The sequence below is a fragment of the Kitasatospora sp. NPDC088548 genome (genome assembly GCF_044753005.1).
GTDB lineage: Bacteria > Actinomycetota > Actinomycetes > Streptomycetales > Streptomycetaceae > Kitasatospora.
On the sequence record NZ_JBIVMI010000022.1, the window covers coordinates 59406 to 77877 of the forward strand.

Below are 18472 nucleotides of genomic sequence, written 5' to 3' on the forward strand. Positions count from 1 at the left end.
CATGAGCAACGAGCGGGCGGGGTGGGACGACGGCGCGGCGAGGGCCCGGTTTGGCCCTGGACACCCTTCGGCGGATAGCCTTCCCGCCGTGCCGAAACCCGATCAAATCACCGTGAGCCCGCCCCGCCCGGCCGAGACGGCCGCCCTGCCGCTCGCCGAGCTGGCCCGTCTGCTGGGCCTCGCGCCCGTCGAGGGAGGCCCGGTCACCGGCGTCACCCACGACTCCCGCGCGGTGCGCCCGGGCGACGTGTACGTGGCCTTCCCGGGCGCCAACCACCACGGCGCGGCCTTCGCGGCCCAGGCCGCCGCGGCGGGCGCGGTGGCGCTGCTCACCGACCCGCCCGGCGCCGAGCTGGCGGCCGGCACCGGCCTGCCGCTGCTGGTGGTCGACCGGCCGCGGGCCCGGATGGGCGAGCTGGCGGCCGCCGTCTACGGCCGGCCCTCCGAGCGGCTGCTGATGCTCGGGCTGACCGGTACCAACGGCAAGACCACCACGTGCTACCTGGTCGAGGGCGGCCTGCGTGGCGCCGGGCGCAACCCCGGGGTGATCGGCACGGTCGAGATGCGGGTCGGCAGCGAGCGGATCAAGAGCGAGCGGACCACCCCCGAGGCCACCGACCTGCACGCGATCCTCGGCGTGATGGGCGAGCGCGGCGCGGACGCGGTGACCATGGAGGTCTCCAGCCACGCGCTGGTCTTCGGCCGCACCGACGGGGTGACGTACGACGTCGCCCTGTTCAACAACCTCACCCCCGAGCACCTCGACTTCCACCCGGACATGGAGGACTACTTCCAGGCCAAGGCCCGGCTCTTCCAGCCCGGCAAGTCCCGGCGCGGCGTGGTCAACCTGGACGACCAGTACGGGCGCAGGCTGGCCGCCGAGGCGAAGATCCCGGTGGCCTCGTTCTCCGCCAACGGCGCGCCCGAGGCCGACTGGCGGGCCGTGGACGTCCAGCTCGGCCCGGTGGGCTCGACCTTCCGGGTGCTGGGCCCCGACGGCGCCGAGGCCGACGCCGCCGTCCCGCTGCCCGGTCCGTTCAACGTCGCCAACGCGCTGGCCGCGATCACCGTGCTGGTCACCGCCGGGCTGCCGCTGGAGCAGGTCGTCGCCGGGATCGCCGCGGTGCCCGGGGTACCGGGCCGGCTGGAGCGGGTGGACGCCGGACAGCCGTTCGTCGCGGTGGTCGACTACGCGCACAAGCCCGACGCGCTGCAGGCCGTCCTCGCCTCGCTGCGCGAGGTCACCAAGGGCCGGCTGCACGTGGTGGTCGGTTGCGGCGGCGACCGCGACCCGCACAAGCGCGCCCCGATGGGCGCCATCGCCGCCAGGCTGGCCGACACCGCCCTGCTGACCAGCGACAACCCGCGCAGCGAGGACCCGGTGGCGATCCTCGCCACCATGCTGACCGGCGCCGCCTCGGTGCCGGAGGCCGAGCGCGGGGCCGTCCTGGTCGTCCCCGACCGCGCCGAGGCGATCCACCTCGCGGTGGCCCGCGCCCAGGCCGGGGACACCGTGCTGGTGGCCGGCAAGGGCCATGAGCTCGGCCAGTACGTACGAGACGAGATCCGCCCCTTCGACGACCGGGAGGTGCTGCGCGAATCCATCACGCAGACCACGGCCGCCCGGGGCACCGGAGGAGTAGAGCAGCCGTGATCGCACTGACCCTGGCCGAGGTGGCCGCAGCAGTCGGAGGCACCCTGGACGGCGCCGACCCCGCGACCCCGGTGACCGGCCCGGTCGAGGTCGACTCCCGCAAGGTGCGCCCCGGCTGCCTGTTCGCGGCCTTCGCCGGCGAGCACGTGGACGGACACGACTACGCGGAGCGGGCCGTCGCGGCCGGCGCCGTCGCGGTGCTGGCCTCCCGGCCGGTCGGTGTGCCCGCCGTGCTGGTCGACAGCGTGGTGGACGCGCTGGGCAAGCTGGCCCGGACCGTGGTCGCCCGGGCCGAGGCGACCACCGTGGTGGCGCTGACCGGCTCGGCCGGCAAGACCAGCACCAAGGACCTGATCGCCCAGCTGCTCCAGCGCCTGGGCGACACCGTCTACCCGCCCGGCTCGCTCAACAACGAAATCGGGCACCCGATGACCGCGCTGCGGGTCGAGCCCGGCACCCGGCACCTGGTGATGGAGATGGGCGCCCGGCACAAGGGCGACATCGAGTACCTCACCTCGATCACCCCGCCCCGGATCGGCCTGGTGCTGAACGTCGGCACCGCGCACGTCGGCGAGTTCGGCTCCCAGGAGGCGATCGCCGAGGCCAAGGGCGAGCTGGTCGAGGCACTGCCCGCGGACGGCGCCGCGATCCTCAACGCCGACGACCGGCTGGTGCGCGCGATGGCGGCCCGGACCAGGGCCAGGGTGGTGCTGTTCGGGGAGTCGCCGGACGCCCACGTCCGCGCACAGGATGTTCGCCTGGACTCCACCGGACGGCCATCGTTCACGCTGACCACCCCGGCCGGTTCCGCACCCGTGCAGCTGCGCCTGTACGGTGAGCACCACGTCTCGAACGCCCTCGCCGCCGCAGCGGTGGCGGTGGAGCTCGGGATGTCCGTCGACGACGCCGCCGAAGCGCTGAGCGAGGCGGGTGCGCTGTCCCGCTGGCGCATGGAGGTCGTCGACCGGGCCGATGGTGTCACCGTCGTCAATGACGCCTACAACGCGAACCCCGACTCGATGCGGGCCGCGCTGCGGGCGCTGGTCTCGATGGGAGGGCGCGGTCCGGAGCGCCGCCGTACCTGGGCGGTGCTCGGCGAGATGCGGGAGCTCGGCGAGGAAAGCCTGGCCGAGCACGACTCCATCGGGCGGCTCGCGGTCCGGCTCGACGTCACCAAGCTGGTGGCGGTCGGCGGGCGTGAGGCGGCCTGTATGGAACTGGGCGCTAGGAACGAAGGTTCGTGGGGTGAGGAGTCGGTGCTGGTGTCCGACGCGGACGCGGCGGTCGAGTTGCTGCGCAGTCAGCTGCGGCCGGGGGATGTGGTCCTGGTGAAGGCGTCCCGTTCGGTGGGGCTGGAGAAGGTGGCCGAAACGCTGCTCGCGGACGGTGCGGCCAACTGATGAAGCAGATCCTCTTCTCCGGCATGATCGGCCTGGTCCTGTCGCTGCTCGGCACCCCGGCCCTGATCAAGCTGCTCGCCAAGCACGGCTACGGCCAGTACATCCGTGACGACGGCCCCAAGGCCCACCACAGCAAGCGCGGCACGCCCACGATGGGCGGTATCGCCTTCATCCTGGCGACGCTGATCGCCTACTTCGCGACCAAGGCGATAACGGGCGAGACCCCGACCGCCTCCGGTCTGCTGGTGCTGTTCCTGACGGTGGGTCTGGGTCTGGTCGGCTTCCTGGACGACTACATCAAGGTCGTCAAGCGCCGCTCGCTCGGCCTGCGGGCCAAGGCGAAGCTGTTCGGCCAGTCCTTCGTCGGCCTCGCCTTCGCGATCCTCTCGCTGCAGTTCGCCGACGACCGCGGGCTCACCCCGGCGTCCCAGCACCTCTCCTTCGTACGGGACTTCAGCTGGTCCGTCGGCCCGGTGCTGTTCGTCATCTGGGCCTACTTCATGATCGCCGCGATGTCGAACGGCGTGAACCTGACGGACGGTCTGGACGGCCTGGCCACCGGCGCCTCGGTGATGGTCTTCGGCGCCTACACCTTCATCGGCGTCTGGGAGTACGGCCAGAGCTGCGCCTACTCGATCTCCGCCACCGCCAACTGCTACGACGTCCGCGACCCGCTGGACCTCGCGGTGGTCGCCGCCGCCCTGATGGGCTCGTGCTTCGGCTTCCTCTGGTGGAACACCTCGCCGGCCAAGATCTTCATGGGCGACACCGGCTCGCTGGCCCTCGGCGGCGCCCTGGCCGGCCTCGCGATCTGCTCGCGCACCGAGATGCTGCTCGCGCTGCTCGGCGGCCTCTTCGTGATCATCACCCTGTCGGTGATCATCCAGGTCGGCTCGTTCCGGATGACCGGAAAGCGCGTCTTCAAGATGGCGCCACTGCAGCACCACTTCGAACTCAAGGGCTGGAGCGAGGTCCTGATCGTGGTCCGGTTCTGGATCATCCAGGGCCTCTGCGTGGCCGTCGGTCTCGGCCTCTTCTACGCGGGATGGGTGACCGGATGACCGACCTCGCCTGGGCCGGACTGCCGGTCACCGTCGCCGGGCTCGGCGTCTCCGGCATCAGCGCCGCCCGCGTGCTGCGCGGCCTCGGCGCCCGGGTCACCGTCGTGGACGGCGGCTCCGGCGAGGGCCTGAAGGCCCGCGCGGACGAGCTGGAGCAGCAGGGCGTCACCGTCCGCCTCGGCGACGGCGACACTCTGCCCGAGGGCACCCGGCTGGTCGTCACCTCGCCCGGCTGGCCGCCCAGCAGCCCGCTGTTCGCCGCCGCCGAGGCGGCCGGCGTGGAGGTCTGGGGCGACGTCGAACTGGCCTGGCGGCTGCGCAAGCCGCTGGAGTCCACCGGCGAGCCCGCCCCCTGGCTGGCCGTCACCGGCACCAACGGCAAGACCACCACCGTCCAGATGCTCGCCTCGATCCTCACCGCCGCCGGCAGGCGCACCGCCGCCGTCGGCAACGTCGGGGTCTCGGTGCTGGACGCGGTGCTCGCCGAGGAGCCGTACGACGTGCTCGCCGTCGAGCTCTCCAGCTACCAGCTGCACTGGGCTCCCTCGCTGCGCCCGTACTCGGCGGCCGTGCTCAACCTGGCGCCCGACCACCTCGACTGGCACGGCTCGATGGAGGCGTACGCCGCCGACAAGGGCCGGATCTACGAGGGCAACGTCGTCGCCTGCGTCTACAACCTGGCCGACCCGGCCACCGAGGCGCTGGTCCGCGAGGCCGACGTCGAGGAGGGCTGCCGGGCGATCGGTTTCGGCCTCGGCTCGCCCGGCCCGTCGAACTTCGGCGTGGTGGACGGCCTGCTGGTGGACCGGGCCTTCGTGCCGGACCGCGCCAAGAGCGCCGCCGAGCTGGGCTCCGTCGAGGACGTGAACCCGCCGGCCCCGCACAACATCGCCAACGCGCTCGCCGCCGCCGCGCTCGCCCGGGCGTACGGCGTCGAGCCGGCGGCCGTCCGTGAGGGCCTGCGGGCCTTCCGGCCGGACGCCCACCGGATCGCCGAGGTCGGCGTGGTCGGCGGGGTCACGTACATCGACGACTCCAAGGCCACCAACACCCACGCCGCGGCGGCCTCGCTGGCCGCCTACCGGCCGATCGTCTGGATCGCCGGCGGACTGGCCAAGGGCGCCACCTTCGACGACCTGGTCCAGGGCGCGGCCGAGCGGCTGCGCGCCGCCGTGCTGATCGGTGAGGACCGCGCGCTGATCCGCGAGGCGCTGGCGCGACACGCGCCGGATGTCCCGGTGATCGAGGCGGCCGAGGGCCAGACTGGCGCGGTGGCGATGGCCGAAGTGGTTCGTACGGCCGCGTCACTCGCCCAATCGGGTGACACGGTGCTGCTGGCCCCGGCCTGCGCCTCGATGGACATGTTCACCAACTACGGCGAGCGCGGCGACCTCTTCGCCGCCGCCGTCCGGGAGCTGGCGGACAGCTGAGCGCACGGCTCGTGAGTCGAAGGGCCGCGCCGGTGTCGAGAGGGATGAAGCGAGGAGGCCCTGAGGTACGAGGGGTCTTGGAGCGGTGCACGGCTCGTGAGCCGAAGGGCCGCGCCGGTGTCGAGAGGGATGGAGCGAGGAGGCCCTGAGGTACGAGGGGTCTTGGAGCGACGACCGTCGGCACCGGATCCGAGCGGCCCGGAGGCGAGCGAGCCGCAGGAAAGGGAGAGCAGGGCGTGGTGGCGGGTCAGGGCAGGGAGGGCGGCTCCGGTGCGCCGGAGCAGGGCGCCGCCAACCCGTGGCGGGTGATCTCGGCCACTACGACCGCGTACAAGTCCGCCGGCCCGGTGGCCCGGGTGCAGGCCTTCCGGGCCCGGCTCCGGTACGCCCTGGACCGCCCGCTCACGCCCTATCTGCTGATCATCGGCTCGACGCTGCTGCTGGTCGTGCTCGGCCTGCTGATGGTCTTCTCGGCCTCGCAGATCCTCGCCCTGGGCCAGCACCACTCGGCCCAGTACTACTTCCTCAAGCAGCTGATCGCCGCCCTGCTGGGCCTGGTGCTGCTGATCGGCTTCGCCTCCGTGCCGCTGGCGGTGCTGCGGGTGATCGTCTACCCCGTGATGTTCGGTGTGATCGGCGCGCTGGCCCTGGTCGCCATCCCCGGGATCGGGATGGAGATCAACGGCAACCGGAACTGGCTGGATTTCGGCTTCTTCCAGTTCCAGCCGTCCGAGTTCGCCAAGCTGGCCCTGGTGCTCTGGGGCGCGGACCTGCTGGCCCGCAAGCAGAAGGCCGGCACCCTGAGCCAGTGGAAGCACCTGTTGGTGCCGCTGGTGCCGGGTGCGCTGCTGCTGCTCGCGCTGATCATGGTCGGCGGGGACATGGGCACCTCGATGATCCTGGTCGCCATGCTGTTCGCGATGCTCTGGATGGTCGGCGCCCCGCTGCGGCTGTTCGTCGCCACCGTCGGCGTCGCCGTCGTGGTCTGCACCGCGCTGGTGGTCACCGTGCCGCACCGGGCCGAGCGGCTCGGCTGCATCGGCGTCACCAAACTCGATCCCGAGGGGGCCTGCTTCCAGGCCCTGCACGGCGTCTACTCGTTCGCGCTCGGCGGTCCGTTCGGTTCCGGCCTCGGTGCCGGCGTCGAGAAATGGGGCCAGCTGCCCGAGGCGCACACCGACTTCATCTTCGCCGCGACGGGCGAGGAACTCGGTCTGGTGGGGACGCTGTCGGTGATCGGTCTCTTCTCGGCACTAGGCTACGCGGGTATCCGTGTGGCCATCGGTACGAAGGATCCCTTCGTCAGGTACGCCGCGGGAGCCGCCACCACCTGGATCACGGCGCAGGCCATGATCAACCTGGGGTCGGCGCTGGGACTGCTGCCCATCGCGGGCGTCCCGCTCCCGCTGTTCTCCTACGGCGGTTCCGCCATGCTGTCGGCCATGTCCGCGATCGGTGTGCTGCTCTGCCTCGCACGCAGCACCTCGGGCGCGAAGGCGGCCCTGGCCGCCCGGAGCAAGAACTCCCGGATCAGGAGACGACTGGCCCGGGTGCTGCCACGACGACGAACCACAGCGCGCCCGGCCCCGCGGCCGGCACGCAGGGAGCGGTGAATTTCGGTGCATGTCGTACTCGCCGGCGGGGGGACCGCCGGTCACATCGAGCCGGCCCTCGCCCTCGCGGACGCCCTCCGCAGGCACGACCCGTCCATCGGGATCACCGCCCTGGGTACCGAGCGCGGTCTGGAGACGCGGCTGGTACCCGAGCGCGGCTACCATCTGGAGCTGATCCCGGCCGTCCCGCTGCCCCGCAAGCCCACTCCCGAGCTGATCACCGTCCCGGGCCGGCTGCGCGGCACCGTCCGGGCCGCCCAGGAGATCATCGAGCGGGTCAACGCCGACGCCGTGGTCGGCTTCGGCGGCTATGTCGCGATGCCCGCCTACCTGGCCGCCAAGCGGGCCGGGGTGCCGATCGTGGTGCACGAGGCCAACGCCCGGCCCGGTCTGGCCAACAAGATCGGGGCCCGCTACAGCGACTTCGTCGCCGTCTCCACGCCGGACAGCAAGCTGCGCGACTCCCGGTACATCGGCATCCCGCTGCGCCGGACCATCGCCACTCTGGACCGCAACGCGGCGCGCCCGGAGGCCCGGCACTACTTCGGCCTCGACCAGCGGCTGCCCACCCTGCTGGTCTCCGGCGGCTCGCAGGGCGCGCGCCGGCTCAACGAGACCGTGCAGACCATCGCGCCGCGCCTTCAGCAGTACGGCGTGCAGATCCTGCACGCGGTCGGCCCGAAGAACGAGCTGCCGCAGGTGGACGACATCCCCGGGATGCCGCCGTACCGCGCGGTGCCCTACGTGGACCGGATGGATCTGGCCTATGCCGCCGCCGACCTGATGCTCTGCCGGGCCGGCGCCATGACGGTGGCCGAGCTGGCGGCGGTCGGTCTGCCCGCCGCCTTCGTCCCGCTGCCGATCGGCAACGGCGAGCAGCGGCTGAACGCCCAGCCGATGGTCAAGGCGGGTGGCGGTCTGCTGGTGGACGATGCCGAGCTGACCCCGGACTGGGTGCTGCAGAACGTGCTGCCGGTGCTCACCGACCCGCAGAAGCTCTGGGACATGAGCCGGGCCGCCGCCGAGTTCGGCCGCCGGGACGCCGACGAGCTGCTGGTGGGCATGGTGTACGAGGCGATCGAGGCCGCCCGAGGTGGTCGCCGCCGTGGCTGACGGCCGGCTCGCCGATCCGCTGGACGAGGAGCTGGAGGCCGAGGAGTCCGCTCCCCGGCTCCGGCTCTCCCGGCGGGGCATCGTGGTGCTGGGCGTGCTCGGCGCCACGGTGCTGGGCGTGCTGGCCTGGCTGGTGTTCTTCTCCTCGGTGCTGGACGTGCGCAACGTCTCGGTCCAGGGGGCGGAGGACGAAAAACTGACGGTCGACCAGGTGCGGGCGGTGATCGGCGGGGTCGGTGACGGCCCGCTGGCCCGGGTGGACCTGGACGACGTCAGGCAACGGGTCGAGGCCATCCCTCGGGTGGCCAGGGCCGAGGTCTGGCGGGGCTGGCCGCACACCCTGCGGGTGAAGGTCACCCAGCGCAAGGCGGTCGCCGCTGTCAAGGGGGAAGACGGCCAGTTCACCCAGGTCGACGCCACCGGAGTGAGCTTCGCCACCGAGCCGGCCGCCCCCGAGGGGGTACCGGTGGTGGAACTCCAGCTCGGTCAGCCGGCCCTGGACGCGGGCGGGGTGATCACCCGTCCGCAGTTGGTGCAGGGCGCGGTGACGGTGGCGGCCGGCCTGCCGGCCGAGGTGGCGGCCCGGGCCGGCGCGGTGCTGGTGCACTCCTACGACGACATCCAGCTGCAGCTCAGCGGGGGTGCCACGGTTCGCTGGGGGAGCCCGGAGCAGACCGACCGAAAGGCCCGGGTGCTGGTGGCGCTGATGAACCAGAAGGGTACGAACTACGACGTCAGCGCTCCTGAGGCGCCGGCGGTGTCGGGATGATCCGGTAGGTTCTCTGCCACAAGGGTGCGCGGAGCGCGCCGCCGAAAAGGTGGCGGTGGGCGACGGGCGGGCTTGACGCTTTTCGGTGTCGGCCCGACCCTTGGTGGTCACCCCCGGTTTCGTTAGCCGGCCGATGATCACATAGGCTCAAAAGAAAAAGGGAAGCTCGGCGTGTTCGTTGAAACACGTGCCTGGAGCCACCTAGTGTCCTGTGTCACCAGACTGTGTCCCTTGGTGATGTGACGGAGACACAGGACTAACCCTAAAGGTCAAGTTTAGGGTTGGGGTCGGCGGTCGGCATTTCGGACATTCAGTCAGAAACCAGGCTCCCTACCCATCGACATCCGTCGGTACGGCACCCCACGGGGTCCGGGCCGACCCGGAAATTCGAGGCGAGAGGCCTTCGACGTGGCAGCACCGCAGAACTACCTCGCAGTCATCAAGGTCGTCGGTATCGGCGGCGGTGGTGTCAACGCCATCAACCGGATGATCGAGGTCGGTCTCAAGGGCGTCGAGTTCATCGCGATCAACACCGATGCGCAGGCCCTCCTGATGAGCGACGCCGACGTCAAGCTCGATGTGGGCCGTGAACTCACCCGGGGCCTCGGCGCCGGCGCCAACCCCGAGGTCGGCCGCAAGGCCGCCGAGGACCACCGTGAGGAGATCGAGGAGGTCCTCAAGGGGGCCGACATGGTCTTCGTCACCGCAGGCGAGGGCGGCGGCACCGGCACCGGCGGCGCGCCCGTCGTGGCCAACATCGCCCGCTCGCTCGGCGCGCTGACCATCGGCGTGGTCACCCGCCCCTTCACCTTCGAGGGCCGCCGTCGCGCCAACCAGGCCGAGGACGGCATCGCCGGCCTGCGGGAAGAGGTCGACACCCTCATCGTCATCCCCAACGACCGGCTGCTGTCCATCTCGGACCGCCAGGTCAGCGTGCTGGACGCGTTCCGCTCCGCCGACCAGGTGCTGCTCTCCGGCGTCCAGGGCATCACCGACCTGATCACCACCCCGGGTCTGATCAACCTCGACTTCGCCGACGTCAAGTCCGTCATGTCGGACGCCGGTTCGGCGCTGATGGGCATCGGCTCGGCCCGGGGCGAGGACCGCGCCAAGGCGGCCGCCGTGATGGCGATCTCCTCGCCGCTGCTGGAGGCGTCCATCGACGGCGCCCGCGGTGTACTGCTCTCCATCTCCGGCGGCTCCGACCTCGGCCTGTTCGAGATCAACGAGTCCGCCCAGCTGGTCAGCGAGGCCGCGCACCCCGAGGCGAACATCATCTTCGGCGCGGTCATCGACGACGCGCTCGGCGACGAGGTCCGGGTCACCGTGATCGCCGCCGGCTTCGACGGCGGCCAGCCGCCGGCCATCGTCCGCGACCCGGTGGTCAAGTCCACCCCGACCGCCCCGGCCACGCCGCCGGCCGCCCCCGAGCGTCCGGCGAGCCGGCCCTCGTACGGGAGCATCGGCTCGGTGACGTCGCGTTCGGAGAACGAGTCGCACGCCGAGCGGCGTCCGGCCGAGACGCCCACCGTGACCGCCGCCCCGGTGCCGCCGCAGGTGCAGCCGGCCCGTCAGCCGTACGTCGAGAGCCCCGCGGAGGAGCTCGACGTGCCGGACTTCCTGAAGTAAGCGCGGACTGAAACAGGCAGTGGTGGATCACGCAGTTCGCAACGGTGCTCACTTCGCCTTCACCGACCGGTGGGGCGGGGTGAGCACTTCGCCGTACGGGGAGCTCAACCTCGGCGGTGCGGTGGGGGACGACCCGGCCGCCGTCCGGGAGAACCGGACGCTCGCGGCCCGCTCGCTGGGGCTGGACCCGGCGGACGTGGTCTGGATGAACCAGGTGCACGGCGTCGACGTCGCGGTGGTGACCGGTCGCCAGCCGGTGGGGGAGGCCCCGACGGTGGACGCGGTGGTCACCGCCCGGCCGCTGGCGCTGGCGGTGCTGACCGCCGACTGCACCCCGGTGCTGCTGGCCGACCCGGTGGCGGGTGTGGTGGGCGCGGCCCACGCGGGCCGGCCCGGGCTCGCGGCCGGGGTGGTGCCCGCGGTGGTCCGGGCGATGACGGAGCTGGGGGCCGAGCCCGGGCGGATCACCGCCGCCACCGGCCCGGCGGTCTGCGGTCGCTGCTACGAGGTGCCGGCCGCGTTGCGCGCCGAGGTGGCCGCGCTGGTGCCGGCCGCGTACGCCGAGACCTCCTGGGGGACCCCGGCCCTGGACGTGGCGGAGGGAGTGGCGGCCCAGCTGGCCGCCGCAGGCGTCACCGAGGTGGTGCGATCATCGGTCTGCACCCTCGAATCCGCCGATCACTACTCCTATCGCCGCGAGCAGCGCACCGGCCGGCTCGCGAGCTACGTCTGGTTGGGCTCTGAACTCTGATGACGAATGACATCTACGGACCGTTCCCCGGGGACGCCCCCGGTTTCCCCGACGCGGCCTGGCTGGCCGCGCTGACGGAGGGCCAGCGCGCCCGGTACGAAGAACTGGGGACCAACCTGGAGGTGGTGGAGCGCCGGATCGCCGACGCCTGCGCCGCCGCCGGGCGGCCGCGCGAGGAGGTCAGGCTGGTGGTCGTCACCAAGACCTACCCGGCCGAGGACACCGCGCTGCTGGCGGCACTGGGCGTCACCGATGTCGCCGAGAACCGCGACCAGGACGCCGCGCCCAAGGCGGAGCAGTGCAGAAACCTTCCGCTGGACTGGCACTTCGTCGGCCAGCTTCAGACCAACAAGGTCCGCTCGGTGGTCCGGTACGCGAACCACGTGCACTCGGTGGACCGGCTGCGGCTGGTGGAGTCGCTCTCCGCCGCGGTGCTCAAGGCCGAACGCCCGGAACTCGGCTGCCTGGTGCAGGTCGCGCTGGAGAAGGAGCACGGCGCGGGCGAGGGCCGGGCCGGGGTGGCGCCGGAGGACGTCGAGGCGCTGGCCGACGCGATCGCCGACACGCCCGGGCTGCGCCTGGACGGTGTGATGACCGTCGCTCCGCTGGCCGGACCGCTCGCCGGGAACCCGGCCGAAGCATTCGCGCGGGTGGCGGAAATCGCAACCTCCGTACGGACGGCTCATCCTGCTGCCACCATGGTTTCCGCAGGAATGAGCGGTGACCTGGAGCAGGCCGTGGCTGCCGGGGCGACACATGTGCGCGTCGGAACGGCGGTACTCGGAGTGCGGTCACCCCTCAGGTAACGTCACCGGGTAGTAGATCAGACTGCAGGACAAAATAGGACAGAAGCTAGCAGCTTTCCAGAACGCTAGCGAACCGTGGATCGCAACTCCGCGGCCCCCACCCACAATTTCTGACCGGCCGTCGGCCTGACGGACCGTCGTGGGCGGACCGCGGAATCCGCAGGCAGGGCCGTACGGCCTGACCGCCGGTGACGGAGCCGATTCACCACGGAGCGAGCGGAGCGAGCGACCAGCGAAGGGCGCGCGCCCGTGAAGCGCCCACCGAGCGCAGCGAGGTGGGAATGAGCGGAGGAGACAGGAGCATGGCCGGCGCAATGCGCAAGATGGCGGTCTACCTCGGCCTCGTGGAGGACGAGACGTACGACGGCCAGGGGTACGACCCCGACGACGACTACGACGCGGACCCCGAGCCGATTCGCACGGGGCGGACGGAGGACATCCCCCGGCCGGCCGCCGCGCCTTCGCCGGTCTCCTCGATCACCCCGCAGCCGGTGCCGGCCGCGGTCCCGATCCGCCAGGAATCCCCGAGGATGGCCCCAGTGTCGTCCATCACACCCGAACGTCGCCACAACCTGGAGAAGAGCGCACCGGTGATCATGCCCAAGGTAGTGAACGAACGAGAGCCCTACCGCATCACCACGTTGCACCCCCGGACCTACAACGAGGCCCGTACCATCGGGGAACAGTTCCGTGGCGGGACCCCGGTGATCATGAATCTGACCGAGATGGACGACACCGACGCGAAGCGGCTCGTAGACTTCGCCGCTGGACTCGTCTTCGGTCTGCACGGCAGTATCGAGCGCGTGACACAGAAGGTGTTCCTGCTGTCGCCTGCTAACGTCGATGTCACGGCGGAGGACAAGGCTCGGATCGCCGAGGGTGGGTTCTTCAACCAGAGCTGACCCGGCCACGACTTTACGTGTGGATCTGATCAACAGTGAGTTAGCGACAGGCGGCAGGCCCAAGGGGCCGAGGACCGGGGAGAGGGAAGCGCGTGGGGATCGTATGGGCGGTGCTCTATTACGCGCTGACCGTCTTCCTGGTGTTTCTGCTTGTGCGGCTGGTGATGGACTGGGTCTTCCAGTTCGCGCGTTCGTGGCGGCCCGGCAAGGCCATGGTCCTGGTCCTGGAGGCCACGTACACTGTCACGGATCCGCCGCTCAAGCTTCTTCGGCGGTTTATTCCGCCGTTGCGTCTCGGGGGCGTGGCGCTCGACCTGTCCTTCTTCGTACTGATGATCATTGTGTATGTCCTGATCTCGCTTGTGCGGCCCTAGTCGTAGGTGAGCGATGCGACAGGATGCCGGTGTGCCGACGATCACGTTGAGGTGAAGAGATGCCATTGACCCCCGAGGACGTTCGGAACAAGCAGTTCACGACCGTCCGCCTGCGCGAAGGCTATGACGAGGACGAGGTCGATGCCTTCCTCGACGAGGTCGAGGCGGAGCTGACCCGCCTTCTGCGCGAGAACGAGGACCTGCGTGCCAAGCTGGCCGCCGCGACCCGTGCCGCCGCGCAGAACCAGGCCAACATGCGCAAGGAGCCGCCGCAGGACTCGCGTCCCGGTGCGCCCGTGCCGGCCGCCATATCCGGTCCGCCGGTGCCCGGGCAGCAGCAGGGCCCCGGTCCGCAGCAGATGGGCGGCCCCGGCGGCCCGCAGCAGCAGATGGGTGGCCCGCAGCAGCAGCAGATGGGCAACCAGCCGCTCGGCCTGCCGTCCGGTGCCCCGCAGCTCCCGGCCGGTCCCGGTGGCCCGCAGCAGATGGGCGGCCAGCAGCAGCAGATGAACCAGACCATGGGCGGCCAGCAGCAGCTGGTCCAGCCGATGGGCGGTCAGATGCTCCAGCCGATGGGCGGCCCGATGGGCCAGCAGGTCCCCGGCCAGGGCAACCCGATGGGCCAGGGCATGGGCCAGCAGCAGATGCAGCAGATGGGTGGCCCGATGGGCGGCCCGCAGCAGATGGGCGGCCCGATGGGCGGCCCGATGCAGCAACAGCAGCAGCCCGGTGGCGACAGTGCCGCCCGCGTTCTGGCGCTCGCTCAGCAGACCGCCGACCAGGCGATCTCCGAGGCCCGTTCCGAGGCCAACAAGATCGTCGGCGAGGCGCGCAGCCGGGCCGAGGGTCTGGAGCGCGACGCCCGGGCCAAGGCCGACGCCCTGGAGCGGGACGCGCAGGAGAAGCACCGGGTCGCGATGGGCTCGCTGGAGTCCGCGCGGGCCACGCTGGAGCGCAAGGTCGAGGACCTGCGGGCGTTCGAGCGTGAGTACCGGACGCGTCTGAAGTCGTACCTGGAGACCCAGCTGCGCCAGCTGGAGTCGCAGGCGGACGACTCGCTCGCCCCGCCGCGCATTCCGGCCACCGCCTCGCTGCCGCCGGCCGCGTCGTCGATGGCTCCGGCCGGTGCGTCCGCGATGAGCAGCGGTGCGCCGGGCTTCGGTGGCAACCAGCCGTCCTTCGGCGGGAACCAGCCGTCGTTCGGCGGGCAGAGCTCCTTCGGCGGCGGCAACAACGGTGCGCCGAGCTTCGGCGGGCAGTCCTCCGGTGGCAACTCCGGTGCCCCGCAGATGCAGCCGGCCGGAATGACGCAGCCGATGGCCGCCGTCCGGCCGCAGCCTCCGCAGCCGATGCAGCAGGCGCCGGCGCCGATGCGCGGGTTCCTGATCGACGAGGACGGCGACAACTGAGGTTGTAGCCGGGCAGTACATCGAGGGTGCCCCCTCCGTGACCTTGCGGTCATGGCGGGGGCGCCCTCGTTTTCCACGGCGGTCCCGAGACCGCGACGCGGGTACGGCGAAGCGGCCGCCGTCTCCCCGGGGAGACGGCGGCCGCTTCGGTCGGTCAGGCCTTGCGGAGCTGGAAGGCGAGGCCGAGGGAGTCGTCGGAGAAGGTCTCCGACTCCCAGTCGGCGGCGCCGGCCGCGAAGTCGGTGGCCAGCACCTCCTCGGCGACCAGCGGGCCGTGCTCGGCGATCGCCTCGGCGGTCTCCTCGTCGGTGGCCCGCCAGCGGAGCACGATCCGGTCGGCCACGTCCAGGCCGGAGTTCTTCCGGGCCTCCTGGATCTGGCGGATCGCGTCGCGGGCGACGCCGAGGCGCTTGAGCTCCGGGGTGATGGCCAGGTCGAGCGCGACGGTGGCGCCGGACTCGTTGGCGACCGCCCAGCCCTCGCGCGGGGTCTCGGTGATGATCACCTCGTCCGGGCTCAGCGTGACGGTCTCGCCGTTCAGCTCGACGCCGGTGCTGCCGTCGGCCCGCAGTTCGGTGGCCAGCCGGGCGGCGTCGGCGGCGGCGACGGCCTTGGCCACGTCCTGCACGCCCTTGCCGAAACGCTTGCCCAGCGCGCGGAAGTTGGCCTTGGCGGTGGTGTCGACCAGCGAACTTCCCACCTCCGCCAGGGACTCCAGGGTGGCGACGTTGAGCTCCTCGGCGATCTGCGCGCGCAGGTCGGCCGGCAGTTCCTCCCAGCCCTGGGCGGCGATCAGCGCCCGGGAGAGCGGCTGGCGGGTCTTCACACCGGACTCGGCGCGGGTGGCCCGGCCGAGCTCGACCAGCCGGCGGACCAGCGCCATGTGGCGCGAGAGGTCGGCGTCGACCAGCGACTCGTCGGCCTCCGGCCAGGCGGCCAGGTGGACCGAGGCCGGGGCGTCCGGGGCGACCGGGACGACCAGGTCCTGCCAGACCCGCTCGGTGATGAACGGGGTCAGCGGGGCCATCAGCCGGGTGACCGTCTCCAGCGCCTCGTGCAGGGTGGCGAGTGCGGCGGCGTCGCCCTGCCAGAAGCGGCGGCGGCCGCGGCGGACGTACCAGTTGGACAGGTCGTCGACGAAGCCGGAGAGCAGCTTGCCGGCCCGCTGGGTGTCGTACGCCTCGAAGGCCGCGTCGACCTCGCGGACCAGGGTGTTCAGCTCGGAGAGCACCCAGCGGTCCAGCTGGGGGCGGTCGGCCGGGGCCGGGTCGTTCGCCGAGGGGGCCCAGCCGGAGGTGCGGGCGTACAGGGCCTGGAAGGCGACGGTGTTCCAGTAGGTGAGGAGGGTCTTGCGGACCACCTCCTGGATGGTGCCGTGGCCGACCCGGCGGGCCGACCAGGGCGAGCCGCCGGCCGCCATGAACCAGCGCACCGCGTCCGCGCCGTGCTGGTCCATCAGCGGGATCGGCTGCAGGATGTTGCCCAGGTGCTTGGACATCTTGCGGCCGTCCTCGGCCAGGATGTGGCCCAGGCAGACGACGTTCTCGTAGCTGCTCCTGTCGAAGACCAGGGTGCCGACGGCCATCAGCGTGTAGAACCAGCCGCGGGTCTGGTCGATCGCCTCCGAGATGAACTGCGCCGGGTAGCGCTTCTCGAACAGCTCCTTGTTCTGGTACGGGTAGCCGTACTGGGCGAAGGGCATGGAGCCCGAGTCGTACCAGGCGTCGATCACCTCGGGCACCCGGGTGGCGGTGCCGCCGCACTCGCGGCAGGCGAAGGCGACGTCGTCGATGTACGGGCGGTGCGGGTCGAGGTCGCTCTGGTCGGTGCCGGTGAGCGTGGACAGCTCGGCCAGCGAGCCGACGCAGGTCAGGTGGCCCTCCTCGCAGCGCCAGATCGGCAGCGGGGTGCCCCAGTAGCGGTTGCGGCTGAGCGCCCAGTCGATGTTGTTGTTCAGCCAGTCGCCGAAGCGGCCGTGCTTGACCGTCTCCGGGTACCAGTTGGTGGCCTCGTTCTCACGGATCATCGCGTCCTTGACGGCGGTGGTCCGGATGTACCAGGAGGGCTGCGCGTAGTAGAGCAGCGCGGTGTGGCAGCGCCAGCAGTGCGGGTAGCTGTGCTCGTACGGCAGGTGGCGGAAGAGCAGGCCGCGCTCGTCGAGGTCCTGGACCAGGGCCTCGTCGGCCTTCTTGAAGAACTGGCCGCCGATCAGCGGGACCTGGGGCGCGAAGGTGCCGTCGGCGAGCACCGGGTTGACCACCGGCAGGCCGTAGCGGCGGCAGGTCGCCAGGTCGTCCGCGCCGAAGGCGGGGGACTGGTGGACGATACCGGTGCCGTCCTCGGTGGTGACGTAGTCGGCGTTGAGGACGTAGTGCGCGTTCTCGATCTCGACCAGGTCGAACGGGCGCCGGTAGGCCCAGCGCTCCATTTCGGCGCCGGTGAAGGACTGGCCGGTGGCCTCCCAGCCCTCGCCGAGCGCCTTGGCCAGCAGCGGCTCGGCGACCACCAGCTTCTCGGTGCCGTCGGTGGCCACGACGTAGGTGACGCCGGGGTGGACGGCGGCGGCGGTGTTGGAGACCAGGGTCCACGGGGTGGTCGTCCAGACCAGCAGCGCGGCCTCGCCGGCCAGCGGGCCGCTGGTCAGCGGGAAGCGGACGAAGACCGAGGGGTCGACCACGGTCTCGTAGCCCTGGGCCAGCTCGTGGTCGGACAGGCCGGTGCCGCAGCGCGGGCACCAGGGGGCGACCCGGTGGTCCTGGACCAGCAGGCCCTTGTCGAAGATCTGCTTGAGCGACCACCAGACGGACTGGACATAGGACGGGTCCATCGTCCGGTAGGCCTCGTCGAGGTCCACCCAGTAGCCCATACGGGTGGTGAGCTCGGTGAAGGCGTCGGTGTGGCGGGTCACCGACTCACGGCACCTGGCGTTGAACTCGGCGATGCCGTACGCCTCGATGTCCTGCTTGCCGGAGAAGCCCAGCTCCTTCTCGACGGCCAGCTCGACCGGGAGGCCGTGGCAGTCCCAGCCGGCCTTGCGGGCGACGTGGTAGCCCTTCATCGTCCGGTAACGCGGGAAGACGTCCTTGAAGACGCGGGCCTCGATGTGGTGGGCGCCGGGCATGCCGTTGGCGGTCGGCGGGCCCTCGTAGAACACCCACTCGGGGCGGCCCTCGGACTGCTCCAGGCTGCGCTGGAAGATCTTGTTGTCCTGCCAGAAGGACAGGATCTGGTGTTCGAGGGCGGGCAGGTCGACCTGCGCGGGGACGGAGTTGTAGGAGCTCATCGCGGGTGTCATACCTCCGGCGGACATGGACGGGATCCGACGGAGGGACGAGACGGCATGCCGCCCCGCGGTACCACCCTCCTTGGCCGCGGTGCTGACTGCGGCCCTCTTGTTTGGGCTTGCTGCCGGGTCTAGTGGGCCGCTGCGACCTGCGTCGCTGGCCGTTCTTCCGGCGGCTCCGGGGTGATCTTCCCGTCGTGCACACCCCCGGGCTCGCACCGTCCCCGGGTCGCTGGTGGCTGCGTACGTCGGTACTCGTCCCATCTGCGCCTTGCAGG

General features: G+C 71.5%; 14 protein-coding genes. 13 read left to right on the top strand and 1 reads right to left on the bottom strand.

Features of this window, described 5'->3' with window-relative positions; translation table 11 throughout:
* The first annotated feature begins 1 nt into the window (after nt 1).
* From ACIP82_RS25830 to ACIP82_RS25890, 13 genes are all read left to right on the top strand, one after another.
* Nucleotides 2–1654, top strand: a complete 1653-nt coding sequence (locus ACIP82_RS25830; protein ID WP_400656622.1) for a UDP-N-acetylmuramoyl-L-alanyl-D-glutamate--2,6-diaminopimelate ligase — start codon at nt 2–4, stop codon at nt 1652–1654.
* A complete protein-coding gene (gene murF / locus ACIP82_RS25835) occupies nt 1651–3054 on the top strand; it encodes a UDP-N-acetylmuramoyl-tripeptide--D-alanyl-D-alanine ligase (protein ID WP_400656624.1) in 1404 nt (467 codons plus the stop codon). The genes ACIP82_RS25830 and murF overlap by 4 nt, the downstream gene beginning before the upstream one ends.
* Nucleotides 3054–4115, top strand: a complete 1062-nt coding sequence (gene mraY, locus ACIP82_RS25840; protein WP_363607310.1) for a phospho-N-acetylmuramoyl-pentapeptide-transferase — start codon at nt 3054–3056, stop codon at nt 4113–4115. Before murF ends, mraY begins: the two co-directional genes overlap by 1 nt.
* Nucleotides 4112–5545 (top strand): UDP-N-acetylmuramoyl-L-alanine--D-glutamate ligase, encoded by a 1434-nt coding sequence (murD, locus tag ACIP82_RS25845; RefSeq protein ID WP_400656731.1) that lies wholly within the window; start codon nt 4112–4114, stop codon nt 5543–5545. The genes mraY and murD overlap by 4 nt, the downstream gene beginning before the upstream one ends.
* Nucleotides 5546–5781: 236 nt before the next feature.
* On the top strand, nt 5782–7158 hold the full coding sequence (ftsW, locus tag ACIP82_RS25850; RefSeq protein WP_400656626.1) for a putative lipid II flippase FtsW: 1377 nt from the start codon (nt 5782–5784) through the stop codon (nt 7156–7158).
* 6 nt (nt 7159–7164) lie between these two features.
* Nucleotides 7165–8271: an undecaprenyldiphospho-muramoylpentapeptide beta-N-acetylglucosaminyltransferase gene (gene murG / locus ACIP82_RS25855; RefSeq protein WP_363607311.1), complete on the top strand. Its 1107-nt coding sequence runs from the start codon at nt 7165–7167 to the stop codon at nt 8269–8271.
* On the top strand, nt 8264–9040 hold the full coding sequence (locus ACIP82_RS25860) for an FtsQ-type POTRA domain-containing protein (protein ID WP_363607312.1): 777 nt from the start codon (nt 8264–8266) through the stop codon (nt 9038–9040). The genes murG and ACIP82_RS25860 overlap by 8 nt, the downstream gene beginning before the upstream one ends.
* A 408-nt stretch (nt 9041–9448) precedes the next feature.
* Nucleotides 9449–10669, top strand: coding sequence for a cell division protein FtsZ (gene ftsZ, locus ACIP82_RS25865; RefSeq protein ID WP_363607313.1), 1221 nt, complete (start codon nt 9449–9451; stop codon nt 10667–10669).
* A 19-nt stretch (nt 10670–10688) separates the two neighbouring features.
* On the top strand, nt 10689–11420 hold the full coding sequence (gene pgeF, locus ACIP82_RS25870; protein WP_400656629.1) for a peptidoglycan editing factor PgeF: 732 nt from the start codon (nt 10689–10691) through the stop codon (nt 11418–11420).
* Nucleotides 11420–12226, top strand: coding sequence for a YggS family pyridoxal phosphate-dependent enzyme (locus tag ACIP82_RS25875; RefSeq protein WP_363607315.1), 807 nt, complete (start codon nt 11420–11422; stop codon nt 12224–12226). The genes pgeF and ACIP82_RS25875 overlap by 1 nt, the downstream gene beginning before the upstream one ends.
* Nucleotides 12227–12528: 302 nt before the next feature.
* Nucleotides 12529–13128, top strand: a complete 600-nt coding sequence (locus ACIP82_RS25880; protein ID WP_363607316.1) for a cell division protein SepF — start codon at nt 12529–12531, stop codon at nt 13126–13128.
* Nucleotides 13129–13220: 92 nt separating this feature from the next.
* The gene (locus tag ACIP82_RS25885) at nt 13221–13502 is read left to right on the top strand and encodes a YggT family protein (RefSeq protein WP_148645520.1); all 282 of its coding nucleotides are present in this window, start codon (nt 13221–13223) and stop codon (nt 13500–13502) included.
* A gap of 59 nt (nt 13503–13561) precedes the next feature.
* Complete coding sequence (locus ACIP82_RS25890; RefSeq protein ID WP_363607317.1) at nt 13562–14911, top strand: DivIVA domain-containing protein; 1350 nt, start codon at nt 13562–13564, stop codon at nt 14909–14911.
* Between the two features lie 154 nt (nt 14912–15065).
* Here the strand turns inward: ACIP82_RS25890 and ileS are convergent, their stop codons facing one another.
* Complete coding sequence (gene ileS, locus ACIP82_RS25895) at nt 15066–18194, bottom strand: isoleucine--tRNA ligase (protein WP_400656634.1); 3129 nt, start codon at nt 18192–18194, stop codon at nt 15066–15068.
* Between the last annotated feature and the right edge of the window lie 278 nt (nt 18195–18472).